Source organism: Kribbella shirazensis (genome assembly GCF_011761605.1).
Classification (GTDB): Bacteria; Actinomycetota; Actinomycetes; order Propionibacteriales; family Kribbellaceae; genus Kribbella; species Kribbella shirazensis.
The window spans coordinates 3,023,370-3,042,023 of record NZ_JAASRO010000001.1 but is presented as its reverse complement, the minus strand read 5'-3'; the positions used below and the strand labels follow the sequence as shown (position 1 = coordinate 3,042,023).

Genomic DNA, 18,654 nt, shown 5'->3' with positions numbered 1-18,654 from the left:
CCCATGTTAGGACGCCCTCCAGGTGGACACTGGAACACATGGCGGGAGCGCAGCAGCAGCTGACGACCGAGGTGGATGGGCAGACCATGAAGCTCACCAACCTCCACAAGGTCCTGTATCCACAGACCGGCTTCACCAAGGCAGAGGTGATCGACTACTACCACCAGGTGGCTGCCCTGCTGCTGCCACACCTGTCCGACCGGCCCCTCACGCGCAAGCGGTGGCCGGACGGCACGGAGGCGCAGTACTTCTTCGAGAAGAACGCACCCCGCGGTACGCCGTCCTGGGTCCGGACCGTGACGCTGCCCACACCCGGCAGCTCGACCGGCCGCGACGAGGCCGACTTCGTGGTCGCAGACGACGTACAGACCGTCGTATGGCTGGCCAATCTGGCCGCGCTGGAGCTGCACGTCCCGCAGTGGCGGATCGGCGCGTCGAACCACGGCAAAGACCCCAAAGCGGACCTGATCGTGTTCGACCTCGACCCGGGGCCGGGCGCCACGATCGTCGACTGCTGCGATGTGGCGCTGGCGCTGCGCGAGCTGCTGAACCACTTCGGCCTGGAGGGCTGGCCGAAGACGTCCGGCAACAAGGGCATGCACCTGTACGTGCCGATCGAGCCCGTGTCGTCCAAGCTGACCAGTGCCTTCGCGAAGCAGCTGGCCGAGCAGTTGGCCGAGGCGCTGCCGGAGAGCGTGACCGCCAACATGACCAAGGCGCTACGTCCCGGCAAGGTGTTCATCGACTGGAGCCAGAACGCCAGCGCCAAGACCACCCTCGCGCCGTACTCGCTCCGCGGCTCCGACGAGCCACGGGTGTCGACACCGATCGACTGGGACGAGGTGGCATCGGCCGGGGCACCGGAGGACCTGAGGTTCCTGCCGCACGAGGTACTCGCCCGGATCGAGGAGTACGGCGACGTGCTGGAGGGGCTGTACGACGATCCGCAGCCGCTACCGTCGTAGGTGTCGCGATCCGAGTCGTAGCTGTCGCAGTCCGAGAGGAGAGCGAGTCGCATGACCAGTGAGACCGACTACGAGGGCCCGGGCGACGAGGAGCTGCCCGACGAGGCCCCCGAGGCCGACGCCCTCGAGCAGCGCATGACGTCGACAGTGGTGGACGACCGGACCGAGGACTCCGCCGGCCCCGGCGAGGCGGATCCGGCGGACGTCGCGGACCAGCGCCGCGAGGTCGGCGACACCGACGAGGACGACTACCGCTGACGTGATTGTTACCACGTTGGAACTGCCCGGCTCTCCCACGATGGACGTAGGGTCGGCGGGGAAGCTACTGGCCGGAAGGACTGCTGGGTAGGATTCGGGGAACGACCAGGCGGACGAAGACCGTCGCCGAGTGCACCACCGAAGGAGCCCGACGTGTCGACGACACCGGAGACCGCACCGAAGCGCGGCAGCCGCCTGCCCCGGCTGGCGCGTCGCGCGCAACTGCTCGAGGCGGCCCAGGAAGTCTTTGTCGCGAACGGTTACCACGCCGCCGCGATGGACGACATCGCGGACCGGGCGGGGGTGTCCAAGCCGGTCCTGTACCAGCACTTCCCCGGCAAGCTGGAGCTCTACCTGGCGCTGCTGGACACGTCCTGTGACGCGATCGTGGCGTCTGTGCAGGACGCGCTGAAGTCGACCGAGGACAACAAGCTCCGGGTCGCGGCCACCATGCACGCGTTCTACGACTACGTGGCGAACGCGCAGGGCGCCTTCCGGCTGGTGTTCGAGTCGGACCTGACCAACGAGCCGGCCGTCCGCGAGCGGGTCGACCGGGTCACCCACGCGTGCGCCGAGGCGGTCTCCGAGGTGATCAGCGCCGACGCCGGCCTGAGCCGCGAGCAGTCGATGGTGCTGGCGGTCAGCCTGGTCGGGATGGCGCAGGTCAGCGCCCGGTACTGGCTGGGCGCCGGCAACCCGTCGATCCCGCAGGAGCACGCCGCCGACCTGGTGGCCTCGCTGGCCTGGCGGGGCATCCGGGGCTTCCCGCGCACCGACGGCTGAGGCGTCCCGGCGTACCCGAGGTTCTGCTCTCGGCGGACGGGTGAGAGCTGGGCAGGGCTAGCGGATAGGCTCGAACCGTCACCGGCGAGAGCCGCCGGTCGGAGCGTGCCCGGAGGGTTTCGTGGAGGTCAAGATCGGCGTGCAACACGCCAATCGTGAGTTGGTTCTGGAGAGCGACCAGACCCCGGATGAGGTCCAGGAGCAGGTAGCGGAGGCACTCAGCGGCAAAACCGGATTGCTCCAGCTGACCGACGACAAGGGGCGCCGGATCCTCGTACCGGCCGACCGGCTCGCGTACGTCGAGATCGGCGAGGTGTCCACGCGGAAGGTCGGGTTCGGCGCGATCTGATCCCGTTCCGGACACAGTCACGCGTGTCCGGGTTGCACCGGGGCGCTCAGGGGGCACGATGACGGTGAGACCTGTGTCGCGATTGGTCTGGTTGTCACGGGGCACCTGATCGGGCGCGGGTCACCACCCCCTTCTAGGAGGAATCGTGGGTTTCTGGATCTGGATGATCATCGTCAGCCTCATCGCGGGCATCGTCTTCGGGCCGCTGGCCCGGCTGGTGCTCCCCGGCAAGCAGAACATCAGCCTCGGCTGGACCATCCTGGGCGGCGGCATCGGCGCCTTCCTCGGTGGTCTGATCGCCTACTTCCTCGGTGTCAAGGACACGTCCGGCCCGGACTGGATCCAGTACCTGATCCAGGTCATCTGCGCCGCGATCGTGATCGCGGTGATCGCGGCACGGAAACCGAAAGCCGCCTGAACCAGGCACCACCAAACGGCCGCCGGCCCCGCAGGGGGCAAGGCGGCCGTTGCCGTTCCCGGCCCGCGACATTTGCCTGGCCCACCAGGCAAATGTGGGGTTCTCCACCCGGATTCAGGGTGGAGAACCCACTGTTTGGTGGGTCAGCCAGGCAAATCGGGCTTCAGGCCTGGAGGCCGAGGGCGGTCATGCGGGCGGTGTGGGCCTCGGTGAGGCGGGTGAACATCCGGCCGATGGCGGCCAGGTCGAGGCCGGGGCGGTCGACGCTGCCGGCCAGCAGGGCGGCGAGCGAGTCACGGTCGGCGGCGATCCGCTGCGCCTGGCTGAGCGCCTCGCCGACCAGGCGGCGGCCCCATAGCGCCAGCCGGCCGCCGAGCTTCGGGTCCTCGTCGATGGCGGCCCGGACCCGGTCCACGACGAACTCGGCCTGCCCGGAGTCCGCGAACACCTCCAGCACCAGCGCCCGGGTCTCCGCGTCCACGAACGACGCGATCTCCCGGTAGAAGTCGTTGGCCAGACCGTCCCCGACGTACGCCTTGACCAGGCCCTCGAGCCAGTCCGACGGCGCGGTGTGGTCGTGGAACGCGTCCAGCGGCGTCACGAACGGCCGCATCGCGTCCATCGGGTCCACCCCGAGCTGCACGAGCCGGTCCCGGAGCCGCTGGAAGTGCCCGAACTCGGTGGTCGCCAGCGCCGCCAGCTCCGCCTTGTCGTCCAGGGTCGGTGCCAGTTTGGCGTCCTCCGCCATCCGCTCGAACGCGGTCAGCTCGCCGTACGCGAGCACTCCCAGCAGATCCACCGCCGCGGCCCGGTAGGCGGGATCATCAAAGGCCGTCTGCTCCATGCCCGGCACCCTATCTGGCCACCCGCGCGAGTGGCGCATGCCACACGAAGCGGCGTTGACAGCTGCTGCGGTTACACTGGTGAGCGATTCGCCGGTGACGCGCCCAGATGGGCAAGCTGGTGCGAGGTGCTTGCACAGTGTCCCCGCGCCTCACGATCGGGGCTTTCCAGCCCCAGGCGCCCGGCCACTGAGCATCTGTCCGCACAAGCATGTGAGAGGCGATCAGCCTGACCACCTTCCGAGAGCTCGGGGTTCTGCCCGAGATCTGTGACGCACTCGACCGCGTCAACATCAAAGAGCCGTTCCCGATCCAGGAAATGACGCTCCCCGTCGCGCTGATGGGCACCGACCTGATCGGCCAGGCCCGCACGGGCACCGGCAAGACGCTCGGCTTCGGCATCCCGTTGCTGCAGCGCACGATCTCCCCCGGCGAGGCCGACTACGAGGAGCTCGCCGCCCCGGGCAAGCCGCAGGCCCTGGTCGTCACGCCGACCCGTGAGCTCACCATCCAGGTCGCGAAGGACCTGGTGACCGCGTCCACCGTGCGAACCGTGCGGATCCTGACCATCTACGGCGGCGTCGCGTACGAGCCGCAGCTGGACGCCCTGAAGAGCGGCGTCGATGTGGTTGTCGGTACGCCGGGACGCCTGCTGGACCTGGCCAATCGCGGCGTTCTCGACCTGAGCCACATCAAGGTCCTCGTCCTCGACGAGGCCGACGAGATGCTCGACCTGGGCTTCCTGCCCGATGTCGAGCGGATCCTGCGCAAGACCCCCGAGCTCCGCCAGACGATGTTGTTCTCGGCAACGATGCCGTCGGCCGTGATCGGGCTGGCCCGCACGCACATGCGGCACCCGCTGAACATCCGGGCCGAGTCGCACGAGGACACCCAGATGGTGCCGACCACGGCACAGTTCGTCTACCGGGCGCACGACCTGGACAAGCCCGAGGTGGTGGCCCGGATCCTGCAGGCCGACGACCGCGGCCGGGTGATGATCTTCTGCCGGACCAAGCGCGAGGCCTCGCGGCTGACCGACGACCTGCAGGACCGCGGGTTCAAGGCCGCCGCGATCCACGGCGACCTGAACCAGCAGGCCCGCGAGCGCGCGCTGACGCGGTTCCGCGGCGACAAGATCGACGTCCTGGTCTGCACCGACGTCGCGGCCCGGGGCATCGACGTCGAGGGCGTCACGCACGTCATCAACAACACCTGCCCCGAGGACGAGAAGACCTACATCCACCGGATCGGGCGGACCGGACGCGCGGGGGCCAGCGGCATCGCCGTCACCTTCGTCGACTGGCCGGACGTGACCCGGTGGAAGGTGATCAACAAGGCGCTCGACCTGCCCTACGACGAGCCGCAGGAGATCTACTCCACCTCGCCCGAGCTGTTCCACGACCTCGGGATCCCGTCGGACGCGAAGGGCCGGATCCGTCCGGCGCGCGCACCGGAGGCCCGCGAGGCACGTGAGCCGCGCGAGGACCGGCCGCGGGGCCGGCGCGCTGGCGAGGAGTCGGACGGCGAGCGTCCCGGGCGGAAGCGCAGCCGGAACCGGACGCGCAAGCGCACCCGTGCGGGCCAGCCCGTCGAAGAGGGCGCGGACGTCACGAACAAGACCGAGGTCCCTGTAGCAACCGAGCAGGTCGGCCAGCAGGACGCCGGGCAGGTCGTCACGGAGGAGGCGCCGGCGCGCAAGCCGCGCAAGCGCACCCGCAAGACGGCCGAGCCGCAGGACGCCGCGCCGGCGGTCGTCGAGGAGGCCGCTGAGGCGGTTGAGCCTGCGGTCGAGAAGCCCGCCAAGCGGACCCGGACGCGCAAGACAGCCGAGGCCGCGCCGGTCGAGGAGGCTGCGGAGCAGGCCGAGCCGGTCGCCGAGAAGAAGCCGGCCAAGCGCACCCGGACCCGCAAGACAGCCGAGGCGACGGAGCCTGCGGCCGAGACCCCGGCGAAAAAGCCGGCGGCCAAGGCCGCGGTGAAGGATGCGGCTCCGGTTGACGACCCGGCGGAGCCGAAGCCGGCCAAGCGCACGCGCACTCGCAAGACCGCAGAGGCGAAGGCAGCTGATGCTGACGCCGAGGTGCCTGCGGAGAAGAAGCCCGTGAAGCGGGCGCGGAAGACGGCCGAGAAGAAGGCGGCACCGCGTGCGGCCTCCACGACGCCGTTGTTCAAAGCGCCGGAGTGACCGTTTCCGAATGGTGATCTGAAGCTGCAACACCCAGCCCCTCGTGGGCCGTCCTAGGGCGGTAAACCACGAGAGAGGGGCTGGGTGATGGGGCGGATCAGAGCAGTAACGGCCACGATGGCTGTGGTAGGGGTCATGGTGCTCGCCGGATGCAGTGGCTCCGGCAGCGACACCGCGACCAGCGGGGCTCCCGCGCGGCAGGACTCCGGTGAGGCGGCCGGGAACGCGAAACCGCAGGAACCCGCGGCCGGCAAGTCGGAGTCGGCCGGCGGCGACAGCCGGGACGAGCCGACGATCACGCGGGCGATCATCAAGACCGGTTCGCTGACCGTCGAGGGCGAGAACGTCTCCGACCTGCGGCAGAAGGCCGTCACCGCGATCACCTCCCTGAACGGGCAGGTCGCGTCCGAGGACACCGGCAGCAACTCCGACGGCACCATCACCCGGTCGAACCTCGTCCTCAAGGTGCCGACCAAGTCGTTCGAGACCGCGATCCAGCGGCTCTCCGACCTCGGCAAGCGGCTGCAGATCCATCAGGAGTCGTCCGACGTCACCGAGCAGGTCGTGGACGTCGCCAGCCGGATCCAGTCGCAGCGCGCCAGCCTGGACCGGATGCGCGCGCTGATGGCGAAGGCCAACACGATCGGCGAGATCGTCAACGTCGAGAGCGAACTCACCCGCCGCGAGGCCGACCTGGAATCCCTGCTGGCCAAGCAGAAGAACCTCGCACTACAGACCGAGCTGGCGACGCTCACCCTGACGCTGACCGAGAAGGGCAAGCCGCCGGTGAAGACCGAGGAGGAGCCCGACAAGGGCTTCGTGGCCGGTCTGAAGAGCGGCTGGAACGCGTTCACCGCGGCGTTCTCCGCCATCGCGACGGCGGTCGGCGCGCTGCTGCCGTTCCTGATCCTGCTCGCGATCATCGCCGTACCGCTGTGGCGTTTCCGGCACAAGCTGCGTCGGCAGCCGGCGATGCAGCCGACGATGCCGCCACCGGCGCCCAACAGCGGTCAGTGAAGCAGTGCGCCGGCCAGCGCCCGGTAGGCCTTCGCGCCGGGCGAGGCCGGCGCCGTCGTGAGGACGGTGTCGCCGATCGCCGGGGCCTCCGCGAACCGGATCGACTTCGGGATCGGCGGCTGCAGCACCTCGAGCGAGTACGTGTCCGCGATCGTCTCCAGCACGGCGCGAGCATGCGTCGTCCGTCCGTCGTACAGGGTCGGGAGCACTCCGAGTACGTGCAGACCCGGGTTGGTCAACCGCTGTACGTCGTACACGGTGTCCAGTAGTTGCCCTACGCCACGATGCGCCAACGTCTCGCACTGCAAGGGGATCAGGACGTCAGACGCCGCGGACAGGCCGTTCACCGTGAGCAGCCCGAGCGTCGGCGGGCAGTCCACGATGATCCAGTCGTACGACGTACGCAGCGGACGCAACGCGGTTCGCAGTACCTGCTCCGGGCCGCTCTCCCGGGCCAGCTGTACCTCGGCGGTCGCCAGCGCGATCGTCGCGGGCAGCAGGTCCGGGGCGTCCTCGGACTCGATCAGCACGTCGCGGGCGCGGACTCCGCCGAGCAGCACCTCGTGGATCGACCTGTCGAGGTCCTCCGGGTCGATGCCGACCGAGAACGTCAGACACGCCTGCGGATCCAGGTCCACCAGCAGGACCCGTTGGCCGAGCTCGACCAGGGCTGCGCCGAGGGTGGCGACAGTGGTCGTCTTGGCCACGCCGCCCTTCTGATTGGCAACCGCGAGAGTGCGAGGCACCCGGCCATTGTGCCGTATGCCGGAACGCCGACCGGTTACCCTGTCTACTTGTGAGTACGCCGCGCACGTTGACACTGCCCGATGGGGTGCACCCGGAGACGCTCGAGACCGAGCGTGGCGCGTTCGCCACGCTGACCGCGGTACCGGACATCGGTACGCCGCTGGGCACAGTGCTGCTCGTGCCGGGGTGGACGGGGAGCAAGGAGGACTTCGCTCCGCTGGTCGACCACCTGTGCCGGTACGGGTGGCGGACGGTGGCTGTCGACCAGCGTGGTCAGTACGAGACCACAGGTCCCTCCGACGCGTCGGCGTACACGTTGGCGGAGTTGGGCGCGGACGTGGTGGCGATGAGCAAGGCGCTCGGCGGGTACAGCCAGCTGGTCGGGCATTCGTTCGGTGGGCTGGTCGCGCGTGAGGCCGTGCTGATCGACCCGTCGGTGTTCTCGACGATCAGCCTGCTCTGCTCGGGGCCTGCCGCGTTCACCGACGAGGCGACGCTGCAGAGCCTGCAGATGCTCGCGTTCGGGCTGGAGAACCTGCCGATCGGGCAGGTGTACGACCTGAAGCTCGAGCACGACCGCCAGGCCCCTGGGTACGTCGCTCCGGCCGAGGACGTCGCCGCGTTCCTGCGGAAGCGGTTCACCAGCAACGTGCCGATCAGCCTTGCGGAGATCACTCGCCGGTTGACGGACGTCGAGGACAAGACCGATCAGCTCGCGAAGTCCGGCGTACGGGCACAGGTCCTGTACGGCGCCGCCGACGACGGCTGGCCGATCCCGATCCAGCAGGCGATGGCCGCGGCCCTCGGTGTGGAGGCGGAGGTCATCCCGGACGCCGGCCACTCACCGGCCATCGACCAGCCGGCGAAGACCGCCCGCCTGCTGGTCGACTTCTTCCATGACTACCCGAGTCTGCTGACTAGCTGACCGGCCTGACCTGCGGCTGGATGTCGAGCAGGTCCAGACCGACAGGCGCGAGGGCTGCCTTCACCTGCTCGGTGTAGACGAGCAGCTGGACCGGTGCCGGACCGCCGGTCATCCCGTCGGCGCCACTACTCGCGAACACGCCCAGATGGTCCTTGGCGAGCAGGCTGTTCAGCATGTTACCGACGCGGTCGCTGTCGGCGTTGCTCATCAGGACCGGAGTCACGCAGAGGTTGCCGCTGTAGATCTTCTCGAACGCCGTACGGAACGCAGCCAGATCACCGTGGGCGACGCCGACCATGATCACCACAGGGGCGCTGCGCGTGGTGCCGTGCGGGTAGTAGGTGATCGGGCCGTACGCCTGGTCGGCATGCGCCTTCAGAAACGCCTTCACCGGAGTGGAGGAGATGTTGCTCGGCTTCGACTGCCAGCCGCCCGCCGGGGCCGCACACGGCAGCTTCGGGAGGCCCTCCGGGTTCGGCCTGATCTCCTCCCCTTGCTGCTGTACGTCGATGGTGCCGTCGCGCCAGATGCCCGTGACGCTCGCGTACCCGGAGCGGACGCCCTTGGTGGTCTTGCTACCGGGGATCCGGTCGAAGTCCAGACCGTTGAGCTTCACCGCGAACTGGTCGGGGCAGCTCGGCGCCGGCTCCTTGCCGGGCGGGTACCCGATGGCGGGAACGGCCAACGGCGCGCAGAACACGGGCGTCTTGCCCGGCGCGGCGATGATCTGCCCGCTCACCCGTACCTTGTCGCCGGGCTTCACCAGCAGCTTGTCGTTGCCTTGAGCAAACGTCTGCGGGGTGGCCGTCGTACCGTTCGCCGGCTGCGCCACCGGCGGCTCGGGATCCGGGAGTACGGCGACGACACCGGCGGCGATCACCGCCACGCTGGCCGCGGCGAGCGCCGGCACCCAGCGACGGCGCTTCCGGCCGCCGCTCGTCACGTACTCGAGATCGGGTTCCGGCGGGGCGTCCTGATCGGCCCGCCAGCGGGCACCGGCGCGGGTCAGCAACTCGTCTACTTCGTCAACAGGCTTCATTCGGTGACCTCGAGGAGTGTGCGGAGCCGGGCGCGGGCGTCGGACAGAGTGGATTTGACGGTGCCTTCGGAGCACCTCATGACGGCGGCGGTATCGGCGATCGACAGGTCGGCGAAGTAGTAGCAGTCCACGGCGAGCCGCTGGCGGTCCGTGAGCGATCCGATCGCGTGCTCGACATCCATCCGGGCATCGAGATCCGGCCGCACCGACGGTCCGGCGGAGTCGTCGACCACGGACAAGGACGCCCCGCCCGCGCGCATCCGCCGTACCGCCTTGCGGGCCTGGTCGGCCGTGATCGCGAGCAGCCAGGCGGACGGCGTACCGCGGCTCGGGTCGTACTGCGACCGCTTGACCCACGCCCGCGCCAGCGCCTCCTGCACGATGTCGTCCCGATCCGCCCCGACCGCCAGCCGCGCCGCCAGCCGCGCCATCGCCGCCAGATGCGGCCGCACCCACGCGACGAACCCCACCCCGTCCCCCGGCGGCCCCGCAACCCCCGCCACCGGTTCATCCGTCATCGTCGGCATACCTGTTCTACCCCCGATCACCACACCCGGTTGGCCCCTACCCGCATTTCAACGACCCCACCACCCCAAGGTCACCACCCCACCCCGTTCCGTAACCCACCCGAGTTATCCACAGATCCCAATTCCCACCCCACAGCCCCCACCGAACTCCCTACGGTCGAAGGACAGACCCACCACGCCAGAGGAGCCAGATGCACACGGGGCTGAACAACCTGCCAGAGCCGGCGGACCTTCACGCCCAGCTGTCCGAGCGCCGCCCGCTCAACTGGGGAGACCCAATCCCGACCAAGGCCGACATCGCTGCGAAGTACGGCGACAGGTCCACCGCGGAGAGCCTGCAGCTACTGACAAAGGCAGCAACCGTGGAGCCTGACATCACCGACGCCGTCGTAGCGGCGATCGGAGCGGAGGCAACGCCGTACCATCTCGAGAACCGGCTGAAGTCGCCTCAGTCCCTTGCCCGGAAGCTGATCACGTACCAGCAGTTCTACCGCCGCACCGAGCAAGTCCCGGAGGACGTACTCCGCTACACCGCCGCGGTCAAACATCCGGACGAGCTCACCGAGGCCGCCGTACGGACCATCGATCGTCTCAACCACGGCGACTGGATGACGGAGGCCGCGCACCACTCGTACGTCGACGGCAGCCGCTACAAGGGCCTGCACGCCTTCCTGCATGCCCATGGGGAGCGGGTCGAGCTGCAGGTGCACTCGGACGAGTCGATCGACGTCAAGGAACGCACGACGCCGCTGTACGAGATCGAGCGCGACCGCAATCAGCCGCTGGCTGCGCGCGACGCGGCCCGTCGGGAGTGCATCGCTCTGTCCGACCAGATGAAACAACCCGCCGGCATCGACGACCTCAAAGAACTCGGAGGCGTGCCGGTCAAGGCCATTAGCTACGGTAAGCAGCGTCAGCAGGACCGCACGGATGCAGGTCAGGCCCGAACGACCGGGCCGGACCGGACGCGGAAACAGACCCACCAGCAGTTTCGGAATCGACAGGACGGGACTTCACGATGACGCGGTTGTTCTTGGTCAAGGACGGGGAGAAGGAGCTGTGGGTGGCGGCGTTGGTGGAGGAGGATGTTTGGACGTACGTCGGGAACACCGGGAAGTTCCACTACAACGAGGGTGCCCGGCACGACTACTACTTCCTCAACGGGCTGCAGTACGTCGACATCGGTATCGCTGAGGCGAAGCGACTGATCCAGGCAGGCGTCGGCTTCGTCGACGAGGATGAGTTCCCGGACGCCGTCCGCACGTGGCGCGAGGACACGAAGGGCCTCGACCCCGAGATCGTCTTCGCCTCGATGGCGGCCGACCTCGCCTGAGGGCTGCCCACGGGTCAGTGTGGGAGGAGGACGCGGACCTGGTTGGTGATGTCTTTGACGATGTCGTCTACCGGGTTGGTCATGTTGATGGTTGCGGCCATGCTGACGAACATGATGGCGGAGACGATGTGGGCGAGGGTTGCCGCGTCGTCGGGGGTGATGTGGTCGTCGCGCTGGAGGACGTCGGCGATTGCCATTTCGGTCTGGACGGTCAGGCCTAGTGCGTCGCGGTGGTGGGGTTCTTCGGGGTCGCCGAAGACGATCTCCCGGAGGTAGGTCCGGCCGTTGTCGACCTGTTTGCGGTTGCACTCCACGACCGGGCGGACGATCGCCATCACCGCGTCGAGCAGGTCGGGGATGCCCTCGGCGGCCGCTCTGCCTTCGGCGAGTGCGTCGGCGTACGTGGAGTTCTGCACGAGCAGGAGAAGCTCGCCCTTGGTCTTCGCGTAGAGGAACAGGGTGCCCGCGCCGATGTCGGCCTTGTCGGCGATCTCCTGGGTGGTGACCTCGTCGACGCCGCGCTCGGCGAACAGTTCCCGAGCGGCGGCGGTGATGCGGTCGAGCTTCTGCTGCTTGTTCCGCTCGCGGCGGCCGACCGGTTGGGAGCCGAGTGGCATACCTGCTGTCCCTCTCTGCTGTGTGGGCTCGGGCGCTCATTCTTCCACGGCGGCTACTGCTGGTACTGCGGAAGGATCACGCCGTCCTTCACGAAGGTGAGCGCCTCGGACACCTCGTAGGCGTGGACCGCGGAGGCGAACGGTGCCAGTGCGTCGGAGAGCTCCGCGACCTCAGGGCTCTTGAAGAAGGCGTCCCGTGCCGCGGCGTCGGCGAACCCGAGGACGATGGAGGCGTGGAAGTGCTGGTCGTCGGGGTTGTCGTGGGCGACGTTCGGGGTGTCCCAGAGCTTCTCGATCCAGGGCAGGAAGGTCTGCGTGCGCAGTTCCCGGAGCACTCCGGTGCCGGCAAGTGCGGGGACGAGCTGCTCGTTGACGTACCTGCGGAACGTACGACCGCCGACCCCGTCTCTGCGTCGGAGGTAAACCAGCGCGCGGGCACCGACCGCAGCTCCCCGGGGCGCGACGTCGTACCAGCGGGACGAGTTCGGCAGGCCGGCGTAGAGGAGGGTACGGCGGAACACGTTGACCTCGTCCTCGTAGGCCAGGCGCGTCTGCTTCCGCCCCTGCAGCGGCGAAAGTACCGATTGCAGCGTGACCTCCGCGACGCCGTCGATCTTCCGACCGACGGGGATCGAGGTCTCCACCCTGTCGGTCACCGGCCAGAGGCCCGGGTTCTGCTCGGCGAGATGGAGCTGCCGGTACTCCGACATGCCCGGAGTGGCCGAGATGATCCCGGAGTGCGGGCTCTTCCAGTAGGCCATTCCGGTCTGGCGGGGCTGATCGCTGCGTACCCAGAGCAGGATCGAGGAGCTGAAGTGCTTCTGCACGTCAAGCCGTGCAGCGAACGACGACGTACTCATCGCGCGAGGAACTCGACCGCGACGGGGGCGAACTTCTCGTGGAACTGGAAGATGCCGCCGTGCCCGGAGTCGGGGTAGATGACCAGCTCACTGTGCGCGATGCGCCGGTGCAGATCCTCGGAGAGGACCGACGGCACCATGCGATCGTTGTCGCCGTTGGCGATCAGGGTGGGCTGGGTGATCGTCGACAGGTCCGCGGGAGCTGAGCGCCCCCACTTCTTGATCGCCTTCAACTGCGTCTGGAACGCCTGGATCTTGATCGGCGCGTCCCGGTCGACGGTGCGCTCCGCGAGCCGGTTGACGAACGCCCGCGCGGCGGGCTTGCCGGTGGCGTTGCGGTTGAAGAACAGGAACTCCTTGGGGTCGGACCGGGTCACGGTCGCGCGCAGGATGTCCCAATACGTCGTGCGGGCGACCTTGTCGATGTCCTTGCCGCCGGCCGGGCCGGTGCCGGTCAGGACGAGCTTCCGGACGAGCTCGGGATGCTTCACCACGAGCGCCTGGGCGACCATGCCGCCGAGCGAGAAGGAGAAGACGTCGACCTTTTCGAACCCGAGCGCCGTGATGAAGCTGTAGGCGTCGTCCGCCATCGCTTCGACACTGTCAGGCACCCGGCCTGTGGAGCCCCCGACACCGCGTTGATCGAAGGCGATGACGTGGCGACCTTGCGCGATGGGATCGATGATGCGCGGGTCCCAGTTGTCGAGGGTCGCGGCGAGGTGGACGAAGAAGACGACGGGGATGCCGCCCTTCGGTCCCAGCTCGCGGTAGGAGTAGGTGACGCCGCCGGTGGTGACTGTGCGGTTCGGCGCATCCTTGTAGGCAGTGACGACGTTGGTGTTCATGAGGTTCTCCGGTTTCCTGGTCCGTGCATGACGAGATGGGTTGTCAGGCCTTGCTGATGACGGCCTTGCCGCGGATGCCGCCGCCTTCCAGCGACTGCACCGCCTGCACGGTCTGGTCGAAATCGAAGACCCGTCCGACGACGGGGCGCAGTACGCCGCTGTCGACGAGGGCAGTGATCTGCCGCAGCTGTTCACCGCTGGCGCGCATGAAGAGGAATTCGTACGTCACGCCGAGGCGCCGGGCCCGGCGGCGGATGCCGCTGCTCAGTGCGGCCATCACGAGCCGGAGCACCGGGTTCGCGCCCAGCTCGCGGGCGAACGCCGCGTCGGGCGGACCGGCGATCCCGATCACCTTGCCGCCGGGGCGCAGCACCCGCAGCGACTTCTCGAGGTTCTTGCCGCCGAGGCTGTCGAGCACCAGGTCGTAGCCTTCGAGGAGCTGTTCGAAGTCCTGGTTGCGGTAGTCGATGACGACGTCCGCCCCGAGCCCGCGCACGAAGTCGACGTTGCCGGCGCTGACCGTGGTGGCGACCGTGGCGCCGAGGTGCTTGGCGAGCTGGATCGCGATCGACCCGACTCCCCCGGCGCCGGCGTGGATCAGGACCCGTTGCCCCGGCCGCACGGCGCCCCGCTCGACGAGGGCCTGCCACGCGGTCAAGGCCACCAGCGGCAGCGAGGCGGCTTCCTCGAGGCTGATCGACGCGGGCTTGAGCGCCAGGTCGGACTCGGCGACCGCGATGCGCTCCGCGAACGTCCCGATACGGTCCTTCCGGGGCCGCGCGTACACCTCGTCGCCCAGCGTGAACCGACGGACCTTCGCGCCGACGCCGATCACCGTTCCGGCGACGTCGTTACCGAGGATCTGCGGCAGCTTGTACGGAAGGATCAGCTTGAACTCGCCGGCCCGGATCTTCTCGTCCAGCATGTTGAGCCCGGCCGCCTGGACCTGGACGAGGACGTCGTGATCCCCGACCACTGGCTCGGGGACGTCCGCGGGCTGCACCGGCCCCTTGTACTGCGTGACGACGAACGCTCGCATCGCGACTTCCTTCGGGTCTGACGAGTTAATCTGAGTTGACTCAATAATGAGCGCACTCAGTCAACATGTCAAGCGGCCAGAAAAAGCGAAAGCCGTCACCCCAGGGTGTGGAGTAACGGCAGGCGCTGCTTCGGGCGTAGATCTACGGGGAAGTCGGGCTGTAGAGCTGGGTGATGACGGATTCGATCGTCGGTTCGGCGATCGAGAGGTCGACGAGGGGGTAGTTCGCCGCGATCTCGGCGAGGATCGGGGCGGCGCTGGTGGTGGTCGGGAAGGTCAGGTGCTGGCGGGGACCCTCGACCTTGACCACGGTGGCTCCGGGGACCTCGATGGCCGGCAGTGAGGTGGCGAGGTCGACCACCAGCGTGCGCGGCGCTGACTGGCTGGACTTCAACTGCGGAAGGGTGCCGTCGAAGATCTGGTGGCCGTGGTCGATGACCATCACGCGGCTGCACAGCGCCTCGATGTCGTCCAGGTCGTGCGTGGTGAGGATGATCGTCGTACCGCGGTCCGCGGCGATCCGGGCCAGGAACTCGCGCAACCGGGCCTTGCTGATCACGTCCAGCCCGATCGTTGGTTCGTCCAAGTAGACGATCTCGGGATCGTGCAGCAACGCGGCCGCGATGTCACCGCGCATCCGTTGCCCCAAGGACAGCTGCCGCACCGGGACGTCCAGCAGGTCCCCCAGGTCGAGCAGCTCCACGAACGTCGCCAGGTTCTCCCGGTGACGTGCGAGCGGTACGCCGTACATCTTCTGCAGGACTGCGAACGAGTCCTTCAACGGCAGGTCCCACCACAGCGTCGTGCGCTGGCCGAAGACCACCCCGATCCGCTTCGCCAGCTTCAGCCGGTGCCGCGACGGGTCCACTCCGGCCACCCGGATCGACCCGGCGGACGGCACCAGGATCCCGGTCAGCATCTTGATCGTCGTGGACTTGCCCGCGCCGTTCGGCCCGATGTACCCCATCACCTCCCCCGGCTCCACGGTGAACGACAGCCCGTCCACCGCCCGGACCTCGCGACGCGTCCGCCGCCACCCGGCCCGCGACCGCACGGTGAACGCCCGCGACACGTCCGACAACTCGATGACCGGCTCAGAAAGTGACACGGTTCAGCTCCCAGTACTGCGATAGCGACGAAGACCGGCCCGCCACGCCAGCGACGCCAGCGCGATCATCACGGCCGCGACGAGCGGCGACAGCAGCCCGATCCAGGACGGCAGCCCCAGCGGGGCCGGCTTACCCAGTACGAACAGCACCGGGTAGTAGTTGACGAAGGCAATCGGTACGACGAACGTCACGGCCCGCACGATCTCCTTGCCGAAGACCGCCAACGGGTACTGCGTCAACGTCTGCCCGCCGTACGTGAACGAGTTGGCCAGCTCCGCGGAGTCCAGCGAGACGAACTGGAACGCGGCCCCGAGCACGAAGATCGCGCCGAAGATCACCGATCCGGCGACCAGCGACACCGCCAGCATGATGCCCCGGGCAACCGTCCAGTCGACGTCGAGCCGGCGGAGCGCGAGCACCAGCACGATCAGCGCCTGCAACGGCCGCCCGATCCGCCGCAACGCGAACCCGTCCGCCGCGGTCTGCAGGAAGGCCGGCACCGGGCGGATCAGGTAGGCGTCGAAGGTCCCGGTCCGGATCCGCTCCCCGACCCGCTCGATCGACCCGGTGAACAGGTCCGCGATCCCCAGCGTCATCGAGGCCGTTGCGTACAGCAACGCCATCTCCGCCAGCGAGAACCCGCCGAACGACGAGATGTGGCTGAACATCAGCGCGATCGCGACGAAGTCCATCACGGTCAGCACCATCGAGCTGACCAGCATCAGCACGAACGACGTCGGGTACGCCATCGACGAGCGGATCCACATCAGGATCAGCATCCAGTACTGCGACGGCGCCCGGAGCACGCGCTCAACCACCCTGGATCACCACCTTCCGCGTCGCCACCGACGTCATCAGCTGCGCGGCGAGCAGCAGCACGACGATCCAGCCCAGCTGGAACATCAGCGCCGAACCGGTGCCACCCGGGTTCCGGCCCAGCCAGATGTCGATCGGCACCTGCATGGTCGCGGCCCACGGCGTCGCCCGCGCGAACTCACCGATCCACCCCGGGAACACCACCAGCGGCAGGACCATCCCCGAGAAGAAGGTCGACAGCACCAGCGCCAGCTGCTCCGTTCCGCGGGTGTCGGTGATCCAGAACCCGGACAGCGCGACCAGGTACCGGATCCCGAAGCTGACCAGAATCGCGAGGAACACACCGGCCGCGACCGCGAGCCAGGCCAGCGGGGTGGAAGGGAACTTGAGGTCGAACACCAGCGCTCCGACGAGCAGCGGCGCTCCGCCGCGCACCAGCAACTGGAACGCGGCCCGCCCGAGGTCGACCGACAGCCACCACAGCAGCAAGTGCGTCGGCCGGTACAGGTCCACCGCGATCTCACCGCTGCGGACGCGCTCCCCCAGCTCCCCCGTCGTCGTGGCGCCCCAGATCCCGACCGGCATCAGCAGCCCTTGCTGCAGCCACACGAACGTCAGCGCATCCGAGACGTCGTACCCGCCGAGCCCCGGGCGCTCGTGCCACAGGGTCAGGTAGATGCCGCAGAGGATGAACCCGAAGACCGTGTTCGTGAACGCGCCGGACACGGTGGCGATCCGGTACGTCGAGAACCGCCGGAAGGACCGTACGGCGATCGCCCAGTACACGCCCACTGCAACCTCCTCTCGAAACTCCGGGTGGTGTCCGAGATTCTGGCCACAGGGCACGCAGAACTGCCCCGGATCAGTTGGACCCCGGGGGTTCGGACACCACTGTGACGGCATGGGCGAACCACGCCGATTGTCAAGGCAGGAGAGGGACGGTACGCCGTGGTTCGCGCGGGCGTCAACACAAATAACCGGTCCGGGCGCGGGACCCCTCAGACCCGCGCCCGGACCGGTGGCCGGAGGTTACACCGTGTCGCTCCTCAGCAGGTGTGCCAGGTGAGTGGCGAACGGAGCCGGGTGGCTGGAGTACCCGCCGTGCCCGCCCGGGAACATCACCACCGGCCACCCGAGATGCTCGGCGATGACCTCGACAGGCCGCCCGGGCAGATGCCGGTACGACTCCAGGCCCGCGGCCGGCACGACCCGGTCGGCGACCCGCTTCAAGGCGTCCAGATCCGGCACGTAGCGGGTGAACGGCAACAGTTTGTGCTCGTAGAAGTTGGCCGCGTTCGCCTGCATCCGCTCCGCGAGCTCGCGGTACTCCGGCAGCAGGTCCTCCAGCGGCGGCATCGCGTCGTCGTCCATCCCGGTGCCCATCATGAACACCACGTCGGCCGCGGTCAGCCCTTCCTCGCGGTACGCCGTGCAGACCTCCTCGAAGAACGCCCGCGCGTCGGCGGCGTCCGGGAGGATCTCGGTGCAGGGCGGCTCGTGTGCGACCAGCATCCGCACCCGGTCCGGGTGCCGGGAGATCAGCTCGAGCCCGGTGATCGCGCCGGCACCGCTGCCGAACACGTACGCCGTCTCGCCGCCGGCTCCGGCCACCGCGTCGAGCAGGGCCAGCGCGTCCGCGGCCGACTGCTCGATCGACTCGTCCGTCGCGTCACCGTCGTACCGGCTGCGGGAGTTTCCCCGCGGGTCATAGGTCACGACCGTGTACTCCGCGGCGAGCTGCCCGACGATCCCGGAGTACACCCCGGCGTCGGTCCCGCCGCCGGCGATCAGCAGCAGCACCGGCCCCGAGCCGGTGACCTCGTAGTGCAGCGTTGCCCCCGGCACCGCCAGCTTGTTCACAGTCTTCGCACCCATCAGGCGAGCCCCTTCCGTTCACCTCGAGGGTCCACCCACCCGCTGGCACGGGACGCACACGGCGCTGGCACGCCGTCGGAGATCAGCAGCTCGACAGGAGGTGTC

Annotated in this window: 22 protein-coding genes; 10 read left to right on the top strand and 12 right to left on the bottom strand. The window is 68.6% G+C overall.

Features of this window, described 5'->3' with window-relative positions:
• Positions 1-38 precede the first annotated feature (38 nt).
• The 5 genes from ligD to BJY22_RS15055 all read left to right on the top strand — a co-directional run bounded on the left by ligD (position 39) and on the right by BJY22_RS15055 (position 2,773).
• On the top strand, positions 39-965 hold the full coding sequence (gene ligD, locus BJY22_RS15075; RefSeq protein ID WP_167207272.1) for a non-homologous end-joining DNA ligase: 927 nt from the start codon (positions 39-41) through the stop codon (positions 963-965).
• Positions 966-1,016: 51 nt separating this feature from the next.
• A complete protein-coding gene (locus tag BJY22_RS15070; RefSeq protein WP_167207270.1) occupies positions 1,017-1,223 on the top strand; it encodes a hypothetical protein in 207 nt (68 codons plus the stop codon).
• Positions 1,224-1,376: 153 nt separating this feature from the next.
• On the top strand, positions 1,377-2,006 hold the full coding sequence (locus tag BJY22_RS15065) for a TetR family transcriptional regulator (RefSeq protein ID WP_167207268.1): 630 nt from the start codon (positions 1,377-1,379) through the stop codon (positions 2,004-2,006).
• Between the two features lie 121 nt (positions 2,007-2,127).
• Complete coding sequence (locus BJY22_RS15060; RefSeq protein ID WP_167207266.1) at positions 2,128-2,355, top strand: DUF3107 family protein; 228 nt, start codon at positions 2,128-2,130, stop codon at positions 2,353-2,355.
• 145 nt (positions 2,356-2,500) lie between these two features.
• Entirely contained in the window at positions 2,501-2,773 is a 273-nt protein-coding gene (locus tag BJY22_RS15055) for a GlsB/YeaQ/YmgE family stress response membrane protein (protein WP_337758705.1), read from the top strand.
• 163 nt (positions 2,774-2,936) lie between these two features.
• Here the strand turns inward: BJY22_RS15055 and BJY22_RS15050 are convergent, their stop codons facing one another.
• Positions 2,937-3,617 carry a ferritin-like fold-containing protein gene (locus BJY22_RS15050; protein WP_167207264.1) on the bottom strand — a complete coding sequence of 227 codons (681 nt, stop codon included), beginning with the start codon at positions 3,615-3,617 and terminating at the stop codon, positions 2,937-2,939.
• A gap of 317 nt (positions 3,618-3,934) precedes the next feature.
• Here BJY22_RS15050 and BJY22_RS15045 point away from each other — a divergent pair, with 317 nt between their 5' ends.
• The gene (locus tag BJY22_RS15045; protein ID WP_167207262.1) at positions 3,935-5,800 is read left to right on the top strand and encodes a DEAD/DEAH box helicase; all 1,866 of its coding nucleotides are present in this window, start codon (positions 3,935-3,937) and stop codon (positions 5,798-5,800) included.
• A gap of 117 nt (positions 5,801-5,917) precedes the next feature.
• Complete coding sequence (locus BJY22_RS15040) at positions 5,918-6,817, top strand: DUF4349 domain-containing protein (protein ID WP_238350366.1); 900 nt, start codon at positions 5,918-5,920, stop codon at positions 6,815-6,817.
• Here the strand turns inward: BJY22_RS15040 and BJY22_RS15035 are convergent.
• Positions 6,811-7,563, bottom strand: a complete 753-nt coding sequence (locus BJY22_RS15035) for an AAA family ATPase (protein ID WP_167207258.1) — start codon at positions 7,561-7,563, stop codon at positions 6,811-6,813. The two genes, BJY22_RS15040 and BJY22_RS15035, sit on opposite strands and share 7 nt — an antisense overlap.
• Positions 7,564-7,613: 50 nt before the next feature.
• On the opposite strand from BJY22_RS15035, the gene BJY22_RS15030 reads away from it, so the two are divergent.
• Positions 7,614-8,489: an alpha/beta fold hydrolase gene (locus BJY22_RS15030; protein ID WP_167207256.1), complete on the top strand. Its 876-nt coding sequence runs from the start codon at positions 7,614-7,616 to the stop codon at positions 8,487-8,489.
• Here BJY22_RS15030 and BJY22_RS15025 read toward each other — a convergent pair.
• On the bottom strand, positions 8,482-9,528 hold the full coding sequence (locus tag BJY22_RS15025) for a hypothetical protein (RefSeq protein WP_167207254.1): 1,047 nt from the start codon (positions 9,526-9,528) through the stop codon (positions 8,482-8,484). The genes BJY22_RS15030 and BJY22_RS15025 overlap by 8 nt on opposite strands.
• Positions 9,525-10,046, bottom strand: a complete 522-nt coding sequence (locus BJY22_RS15020) for an RNA polymerase sigma factor (RefSeq protein WP_238350365.1) — start codon at positions 10,044-10,046, stop codon at positions 9,525-9,527. The genes BJY22_RS15025 and BJY22_RS15020 overlap by 4 nt, the downstream gene beginning before the upstream one ends.
• Positions 10,047-10,246: 200 nt before the next feature.
• Between BJY22_RS15020 and BJY22_RS15015 the strand changes: the two genes are divergently transcribed.
• Positions 10,247-11,077 (top strand): hypothetical protein, encoded by an 831-nt coding sequence (locus BJY22_RS15015; RefSeq protein WP_167207250.1) that lies wholly within the window; start codon positions 10,247-10,249, stop codon positions 11,075-11,077.
• Positions 11,074-11,388, top strand: coding sequence for a hypothetical protein (locus tag BJY22_RS15010; protein ID WP_167207248.1), 315 nt, complete (start codon positions 11,074-11,076; stop codon positions 11,386-11,388). The genes BJY22_RS15015 and BJY22_RS15010 overlap by 4 nt, the downstream gene beginning before the upstream one ends.
• Before the next feature lie 14 nt (positions 11,389-11,402).
• On the opposite strand, the gene BJY22_RS15005 is transcribed toward BJY22_RS15010, so the two are convergent.
• The 8 genes from BJY22_RS15005 to BJY22_RS14970 all read right to left on the bottom strand — a co-directional run bounded on the left by BJY22_RS15005 (position 11,403) and on the right by BJY22_RS14970 (position 18,549).
• Positions 11,403-12,005 carry a TetR/AcrR family transcriptional regulator gene (locus BJY22_RS15005; RefSeq protein WP_167207246.1) on the bottom strand — a complete coding sequence of 201 codons (603 nt, stop codon included), beginning with the start codon at positions 12,003-12,005 and terminating at the stop codon, positions 11,403-11,405.
• Between the two features lie 53 nt (positions 12,006-12,058).
• Positions 12,059-12,865: a strictosidine synthase gene (locus BJY22_RS15000; protein ID WP_167207244.1), complete on the bottom strand. Its 807-nt coding sequence runs from the start codon at positions 12,863-12,865 to the stop codon at positions 12,059-12,061.
• Positions 12,862-13,710 (bottom strand): alpha/beta fold hydrolase, encoded by an 849-nt coding sequence (locus tag BJY22_RS14995; protein WP_167207242.1) that lies wholly within the window; start codon positions 13,708-13,710, stop codon positions 12,862-12,864. The genes BJY22_RS15000 and BJY22_RS14995 overlap by 4 nt, the downstream gene beginning before the upstream one ends.
• Before the next feature lie 43 nt (positions 13,711-13,753).
• The gene (locus BJY22_RS14990; protein WP_167207240.1) at positions 13,754-14,749 is read right to left on the bottom strand and encodes an NADP-dependent oxidoreductase; all 996 of its coding nucleotides are present in this window, start codon (positions 14,747-14,749) and stop codon (positions 13,754-13,756) included.
• Positions 14,750-14,891: 142 nt separating this feature from the next.
• A complete protein-coding gene (locus tag BJY22_RS14985; RefSeq protein WP_167207238.1) occupies positions 14,892-15,857 on the bottom strand; it encodes an ATP-binding cassette domain-containing protein in 966 nt (321 codons plus the stop codon).
• Positions 15,858-15,860: 3 nt separating this feature from the next.
• On the bottom strand, positions 15,861-16,676 hold the full coding sequence (locus BJY22_RS14980) for an ABC transporter permease (protein WP_337758701.1): 816 nt from the start codon (positions 16,674-16,676) through the stop codon (positions 15,861-15,863).
• Complete coding sequence (locus tag BJY22_RS14975) at positions 16,669-17,466, bottom strand: ABC transporter permease (protein ID WP_337758699.1); 798 nt, start codon at positions 17,464-17,466, stop codon at positions 16,669-16,671. The genes BJY22_RS14980 and BJY22_RS14975 overlap by 8 nt, the downstream gene beginning before the upstream one ends.
• A gap of 237 nt (positions 17,467-17,703) precedes the next feature.
• Positions 17,704-18,549 carry an alpha/beta fold hydrolase gene (locus BJY22_RS14970; RefSeq protein ID WP_167207234.1) on the bottom strand — a complete coding sequence of 282 codons (846 nt, stop codon included), beginning with the start codon at positions 18,547-18,549 and terminating at the stop codon, positions 17,704-17,706.
• Positions 18,550-18,654: the final 105 nt, after the last annotated feature.